The sequence below is a fragment of the Pseudomonas sp. PS02290 genome, assembly GCF_029960075.1.
Lineage (GTDB): Bacteria > Pseudomonadota > Gammaproteobacteria > Pseudomonadales > Pseudomonadaceae > Aquipseudomonas.
Map to the genome: position 1 here is coordinate 1 of NZ_JASCOY010000170.1, position 5,896 is coordinate 5,896.

General features: G+C 60.7%; 10 protein-coding genes and 1 pseudogene. All 11 read right to left on the minus strand.

Going from position 1 to position 5,896, the window contains the following annotated elements:
- Nucleotides 1-815 (minus strand): phage tail length tape measure family protein (locus tag QMX88_RS28490; RefSeq protein ID WP_282373584.1); only part of this gene is annotated, 815 nt, incomplete at its 3' end.
- Between the two features lie 54 nt (nt 816-869).
- On the minus strand, nt 870-1,169 hold the full coding sequence (locus tag QMX88_RS28495; protein WP_282373586.1) for a hypothetical protein: 300 nt from the start codon (nt 1,167-1,169) through the stop codon (nt 870-872).
- Nucleotides 1,170-1,229: 60 nt separating this feature from the next.
- Nucleotides 1,230-1,373: a hypothetical protein gene (locus tag QMX88_RS29490; protein ID WP_336620253.1), complete on the minus strand. Its 144-nt coding sequence runs from the start codon at nt 1,371-1,373 to the stop codon at nt 1,230-1,232.
- 92 nt (nt 1,374-1,465) lie between these two features.
- Nucleotides 1,466-1,957, minus strand: coding sequence for a hypothetical protein (locus QMX88_RS28505; protein ID WP_282373587.1), 492 nt, complete (start codon nt 1,955-1,957; stop codon nt 1,466-1,468).
- Between the two features lie 70 nt (nt 1,958-2,027).
- A complete protein-coding gene (locus tag QMX88_RS28510) occupies nt 2,028-2,951 on the minus strand; it encodes a phage tail tube protein (RefSeq protein ID WP_282373589.1) in 924 nt (307 codons plus the stop codon).
- A 65-nt stretch (nt 2,952-3,016) separates the two neighbouring features.
- On the minus strand, nt 3,017-3,412 hold the full coding sequence (locus tag QMX88_RS28515; protein WP_282373590.1) for a phage tail terminator-like protein: 396 nt from the start codon (nt 3,410-3,412) through the stop codon (nt 3,017-3,019).
- On the minus strand, nt 3,409-3,981 hold the full coding sequence (locus QMX88_RS28520; RefSeq protein ID WP_282373592.1) for an HK97 gp10 family phage protein: 573 nt from the start codon (nt 3,979-3,981) through the stop codon (nt 3,409-3,411). The genes QMX88_RS28515 and QMX88_RS28520 overlap by 4 nt, the downstream gene beginning before the upstream one ends.
- The gene (locus QMX88_RS28525) at nt 3,981-4,340 is read right to left on the minus strand and encodes a hypothetical protein (RefSeq protein WP_282373593.1); all 360 of its coding nucleotides are present in this window, start codon (nt 4,338-4,340) and stop codon (nt 3,981-3,983) included. The genes QMX88_RS28520 and QMX88_RS28525 overlap by 1 nt, the downstream gene beginning before the upstream one ends.
- Nucleotides 4,341-4,343: 3 nt before the next feature.
- Nucleotides 4,344-4,733, minus strand: coding sequence for a protein singed (locus tag QMX88_RS28530; protein ID WP_282373595.1), 390 nt, complete (start codon nt 4,731-4,733; stop codon nt 4,344-4,346).
- Nucleotides 4,734-4,773: 40 nt separating this feature from the next.
- On the minus strand, nt 4,774-5,313 hold the full coding sequence (locus tag QMX88_RS28535) for a hypothetical protein (RefSeq protein ID WP_282373597.1): 540 nt from the start codon (nt 5,311-5,313) through the stop codon (nt 4,774-4,776).
- 48 nt (nt 5,314-5,361) lie between these two features.
- Nucleotides 5,362-5,896: pseudogene (locus QMX88_RS28540) on the minus strand (hypothetical protein); the annotation flags it as partial.

Sequence of the window (5,896 nt, forward strand, 5' to 3'; positions counted from 1 at the left end):
CTCGTGATCTTTCCGTTCCCAGCTAACAGTGCCAGGGCGGCCGCGGCTTCGCCCGTGGTGCCAACCGTAGCGCTGATGCGCTTTGCCATCTCTGCCAGCGCCAAGGTTGACGTGCCCGCAGCGTTGCCGGTGGTGACGAGCGCAATGCGATATGCATCTTGCTCTTTCGATCCTTGGTAATACGCAACGCCCAGCGCGGTGACGGCTGCAGCTGCAACTGTGAACGGGTTGATCAGCCCAAGGACGTAACCGCCCAAGGCCTTTGCTGCCGGTCCCGCACCGCCGAACATATCCTTGAGTTGGCCGCCCTGCTGCAGGAACACAGTGAGAGGTGCTTGCCCGCCCTGAAGCGATACTGCGATGTCGGTGAACTGCGCAGGAACGCCACGCAACGCCGCAGCCGTCTGCTTGGCTGTAATGCCGGTCCTGGTCATGTCAGCATTGAAGCGACCCAGATCCGCCCGGGTGGTGTTGATCTTGCCTTGGTAGTCATTGAAAGTGTCGGTGTCGATCAGGCCTAATTTTCGATTTCGTGCCAGCTCCTTTTCCTGCCTGTCCAGCTCTCCGAGTTTGCGTGTCACCGGGTCAATGCTACCCAGCAAAGCTTCCAGCGACGCTCTTTGCTCTTTGACTTGGGCGCCTGCTTTGTCTGCTGACTGACCTACTTCCTCAAGCCCGTCAGACGCCCTATCCATCGCTGGCTTTACGCGAAGGCCTGCGCCTTCCAGGGCTTCTAGCGCTTTGCGCGTATCGGCTGCTTTTTGCTCAGCGTCCCGACTATCGATTTCCAGCACCAAGCGGGATGTCTGAGCCATGCTTTTCTCCGGGCATTAAAAAACCCGCCGAAGCGGGCTTGTTCGATTCATGATTCAGTTATTGGCGTTGTAGCAGACTCTGTAGGCTTCGTTCTGAAACTCGCGAACAGCCTGCCGCTTATTGTCCTTTCCAGTCATGACTGGTTTCTCGTAAGCCTTCATCACCACATCTTTGGCGAACTTGCTGCCGTCGCCGATCTTCGCCATTGAATCCTGAAGCAGGTCACCATCCTGACGAGCCTGCATAGCCTCCTGAGCCAAGCCAGAAATCTTTTTGCAGGTGTCGACCTCAGCCATAGCAGACACGGAAGAGATAGCCACCAGGGCTACCAGCACTAAAGACGTGAACTTCATGTTTGCCTCGCTTCCATTGATTTTCCCTAATCTATCACCACGGATGAGGCATCCACAAAGTCACTCGTCATCAGCAGCCAGGCACACCGCATCCAGCGCAAACATGACCTCGTCCATATCGTCACGCGGCAAGAGTGGCGGATGCGAATCCAGCCAGTCGGATATCTCACGGCCGCCGAGCGGCAGCGGGAACGCCCCGGCCATGCTCGTCAGGAAGCGGCGGCCGCGGCAGATGTTGTGGAAGGTGTTCAGCAGGTAGGCAGTGAGTGCATCGGTCGGCGGTTCGTCGGGAACTGTCAGGCGGAGGCGCTGGTAGATGGCGCGCCTTTTCTCGGCTTGGCCGGCCCACTCCTTTTCCCACTCGAAGCGGGCGACGACTTTCCCACGGTTTGTGCGAGTTCAGCCCGAGCCTCGGAAGAGATCTTGCCGGACTCGCGCAGAACAAAGATGAAGAACTCAATGTTCGCTTCCAGCAGGTCAGCAGCAACGTTCGGTGCGAACTTCAGCGGATTGCCTTCTGCATCCTGCACGCCCGCCCAATCCTTGACGATGAAGTGGCTGAGCAGCATGCACTGATTCTGGTGCTCGGTGCGTTCGCCGGCGATCACGCCTACATCACCTTCGTCGAACTGGGAGTCGTTGCGCTGAATGCGGCGGCGCATCCGCTCCATCGCGACCTGGTACTCGGCATTGTCGAGCCCGGCAAGCTGAATCTTCGTGTCATCGTCGAACTGAACCCACTTCGCAGCGGTGCTCGGCGATTCCTTTTTGGTCATTTTCAGAGCCATGTCAAACCTCTACGCCACGCCAATAAAAAGGGCCGCCCCGGTCGGCGTTAGACCGGAGCAGCCAAAAGGGTCAAGGAGCTGGAGCGGCCGCAGCCAATCGAGTGATTGTCGGGCTCAGCTTGGCGACGGTGTAGTTCAGCGTCACCTCCACCAGGTCGCGCTTGCCGCCGCTTGGCAGCTCGCCGTCCACTTCCACGGCTGGGAAGTTGAAGGTGTACTTGTTGCCCAGGCTGTCGGTGATCGGGAAAACGATCGCGATAGGCAGACGGGTGAAGGTGTTCTTCCAGATGGTGTACGCGCGTGCCGACCACGCCAGGGTGATGCTGCCGGTGATGGCTGCCTCGGTGGCGATGTGCGCGCCTGGACCGAGGCTGTCAGAGCCCAGGCAGCGCTGGGTTTGCAGGCTGTTGTCCAGATTGATCGTCATGGCCGAGACGCAGGCCACGCCTTCGAGCGACTGACCGTCCACCAGGATCGTGCCGACGTTGATGTTCGACAGGAACGGCGTGGTGGTCGGCGCATTGGGTGTAACGACAATCGGAACCGTGCCGTCGGTGTAATCAAGGCAAGCCATGTTGAAGGTTGCGGTGATCTTGCCGTCGGACGGGATGTCCAGCGCGAAGGTCGAGACGTGCGCACCTTTGAACAGGCCGTAGACGCCGACGTCGGTGTAGCCCTTGGCGATCGAGAACGTATGGCGGGTGTCGCCCACGCGCAGCACATCGTTGGTCCACACGCCGTAGAAGGCAGCTTCGAGCAGCTTGTCGAAGGTGCCGAACGAGAACTCGCCAGTGAGATCGCCGCCGATATCGATGCTGGTCGCGACGGAGCCTTGGCTGAGGCGCGTGTCAGTGATCTCGTCGCTGACTTGAGTGTTGACGGTCGGGGTCAGTGCGTTGCCAGTCAGGCGAAGCGTGTCCCAGGTGCCGACCGGGGTAACGCCGGGCGTGACCTCGGCGATGATGTGTGAAACGACTTTGGCGCCAGAGGACATGGGTGTCTCCTATCTGCGGGCATAAAAAAGCCCGCATAGGCGCGGGCGGGCGTTTGGTATCGCGATCAGCCGGCGCGGAACCGGATGTTTACGTTGATCTGGTAGAAGCCCTCAAACTCACCGGCGATCACCTGGCTGACCTCCTGACATTCGAGATCGCCGGACGACCAATAAGCGAAGTGCGCTTCGAGTGCGTCGGCCAGTTCGGTAATGGCTTTGGTGCCAGTGCGCTCCCGGGCGAAGCACTGGATGCTGATCTGCCCGGGCTTGCGGGTATATGGCTTGTCCGCCATGCCCGCCATGAATGCCGTGGCGTACTGGATGTTCAGTCGGCACCACAGTCCGGTATCCGGCGGCGTGAAGACCGCAGGCTGGTTCGGATAGTCGACGCGCGCTTCCTCGATGCCGGTGAAGGCCACCATGCGTGCGGTGATCACCGCACGGATTTGTTCGAAGGTCATTTGTAGGCCTCACTCACGCCGATAAAGGCCAGGTCGTACACGCCGCCCGGCGCCTGCGTGGAATGGCCCAGCTCCAGCATTTCGCCGTAGGGGCTGTTGGTCTGGATGTAGATCACGGGAAACTTGCCCGACGCCCTGATGAGCATCGAGCCCTTGCTGATGGTTTCACGGCCGGAGGGGTCAACGTTCTCGACGACTGACATATCCGGCGCACCGATGGAAACCATGTGGCTGCCCCGGAACGTGCCGCCGATGTATCTCTTCCCCGCCGCCTTGGCGTCCACGTAGAAGTTCTCTTTGCGCTCACGCTGGGTCAGCTTCTTGAACTTCTTCTTGCCGGTGTTGCTAGCGTTGCGCGTATCGACGTTTGCATCGTAGGCGTCTGCCAGTGCGGTGTTCTTCGACCGCAGGGCCTTATTCGCCTCCCACAGGTCAGGATTACCGACCGGTGAGCGGTTCACCACCTCGGTGAGCATGGCTATACCAATGGCGCGGGCCATCTGCGTGATGTCTTCGCCTGCCTGGTCGGCGAACTCGGTGAGGCTGTGGCTCCAACCTGCCTTAGCCATCAGGTTTTCCTCAGCTGGATCTCGTAATGGGCGCCGGCCGGGTCGAGCTGAACGTTGACCACGTCGAAGCCGTTGATCTTGTGGCCGATGTCCGGGATGCCGCCGATTGTTTCGTTCGTGAGCGCGATCAGCAGCTGGTCAGTGGCGCGAATGTTGACGCCGTCGGCCTGGGCGATCTTGAAGCTGTCGAACACGCCACGTCCGCTGTAGGCAATCACCACCGGATCACCGCCGGTTTCAGTGACAGGGTCCCATGCGCCAGGCAGCGTTATGCCACCGGTGAATGGCAATACCGCATCGGCGAGGTCAGTGTCGAACGCCTCGGCCATGTCGGCCTGTATCTCTTCGCGGATACCCATGGTTCACCTGTAGACATTGAAGCTGAATGCACTGGCGCGCCAAGGGCTCAGCAGCCCCAGCGCGAACTGGACGCCGTCGGGCAGCGAGGTGGACTTGCTGCTGTCGATCGAGGCGAACGTCTTGCTCGTCGAGACAGAGCCAGCCTTGACCGTCTTCGCGGAAAGCGTGCCAGAGGTCTGCTGCTGGTAGAGCTTGCCCTGAGAGGCGACCACCGCCAGCTCGGCGCCAGCCTGCTTGACCTCTTCAGGGATGGCGTCCATATCGACACCGGCGAGGCTGAGGGAGGTCAGATAGGCGTTGGCCTGCAGCACCGCGCGGGCCTTCTTGTCATCTGGCGCCCAGTCGGCACCCAGGATGGCGTCAACGTCCGCCACGGTGATGTAGGTTGCCATCTGGCCTCCGCTTGAATGAGTGGGGCCGAAGCCCCGGGTGTTACGACTTCGGCAGATCGTCTACCTGCTTTTGCAGCGACTCTTTCGAGGCGTTGGCGCGGTAGGTGACTTTGGCTGCGTCCAGCTTTGCCTTGAGCTCGGCGATTTCCTTCGCCTCTGCTTCGTCCTGGCGGGCTTTGTCAGCCTGGGCCTGCAGATCGTCCACCTGCTTTTGCAGCTCGGCAGACTTAGCCAGTGCTTCGTCACGGCTATCGGCCAAGCTCTGCATGTTCGACTGAATACCACTGAGGGCCTGATGAATGCGCAGCGCAGGGCCATCGCCTTCGACTGGGTTGAGGACGCCAGCCTCCAAACCAGCAGCCAGGGCGTTTACAGCGTCGAGCTGCAGTGCTTCGAGGGATGGCTCGGCGCCGCCGCCGCTGTTGCGACCACCGTTCTCCTCGATGCGAGTGCGCGCGTGGTCAACGCCGCCGGTTTCACCAACGGTCTCAGGGCCTACGGTGATGGCGCCCGGAGTGCCAGCAAAGCCCCAGCGCGCTTTCAGGTCGGGGTCGATGTGATTGTCTTTCTGGACAGACATGGTGTTTCTCCTGTGGAGGTCCAGCCCTCAATGAGGGCTGGATGTCGGTTACGCCGAGACGGTGGAGGTGATGAACGCCAGCGGAACCTGCTTGCGAGCGAACTTGCGCTCCCAGTTGGTGGCGTCGGCCAGGTCTGCCCAGTTCGCCGAGATCGGACGGGAGGTGGTCGGGGTGCCGGTGATCTTGGCGCCGGTGAAGCTGTAGCCCAGCGGGTGGATCACGTAGTTCCGGCGAGTCCACAGGGTTTCAGCACCACCACCATTGCCGCGATCTGGCGTGCGATCGTATTCCAGACCGTCTTCACCTTCTGGCTGCTGCTCAGCGAAGCCCATCGCGCCCGGGCCGAAGATGACCGACAGGTACTTGGCCGTGGCGCCGGTGCCGATGACAGGCATACCGTCATCAACCACCACGCGCATACCTTGGAAGGTGCCCTTGAAGTCAGGGTCCTGATCGGCAATCGGCGTGAAGTCGATCTGGTTCTGAATGGACAGCTCGGTGTGAACTGCCGAGTGCATGGCGATCACCGCCAGACCACCCAGCTGACCGGTGTAGTCACCCATGGTCGCCTTGGCTTTGATG

Bases quoted from the DNA above. Each gene is read 5' to 3' on its own strand.
- QMX88_RS28495 (WP_282373586.1), bottom strand. From the start codon at position 1,169: ATGAAGTTCACGTCTTTAGTGCTGGTAGCCCTGGTGGCTATCTCTTCC.
- QMX88_RS29490 (WP_336620253.1), bottom strand. From the start codon at position 1,373: ATGGCCGGGGCGTTCCCGCTGCCGCTCGGCGGCCGTGAGATATCCGAC.
- QMX88_RS28505 (WP_282373587.1), bottom strand. From the start codon at position 1,957: ATGGCTCTGAAAATGACCAAAAAGGAATCGCCGAGCACCGCTGCGAAG.
- QMX88_RS28510 (WP_282373589.1), bottom strand. From the start codon at position 2,951: ATGTCCTCTGGCGCCAAAGTCGTTTCACACATCATCGCCGAGGTCACG.
- QMX88_RS28515 (WP_282373590.1), bottom strand. From the start codon at position 3,412: ATGACCTTCGAACAAATCCGTGCGGTGATCACCGCACGCATGGTGGCC.
- QMX88_RS28520 (WP_282373592.1), bottom strand. From the start codon at position 3,981: ATGGCTAAGGCAGGTTGGAGCCACAGCCTCACCGAGTTCGCCGACCAG.
- QMX88_RS28525 (WP_282373593.1), bottom strand. From the start codon at position 4,340: ATGGGTATCCGCGAAGAGATACAGGCCGACATGGCCGAGGCGTTCGAC.
- QMX88_RS28530 (WP_282373595.1), bottom strand. From the start codon at position 4,733: ATGGCAACCTACATCACCGTGGCGGACGTTGACGCCATCCTGGGTGCC.
- QMX88_RS28535 (WP_282373597.1), bottom strand. From the start codon at position 5,313: ATGTCTGTCCAGAAAGACAATCACATCGACCCCGACCTGAAAGCGCGC.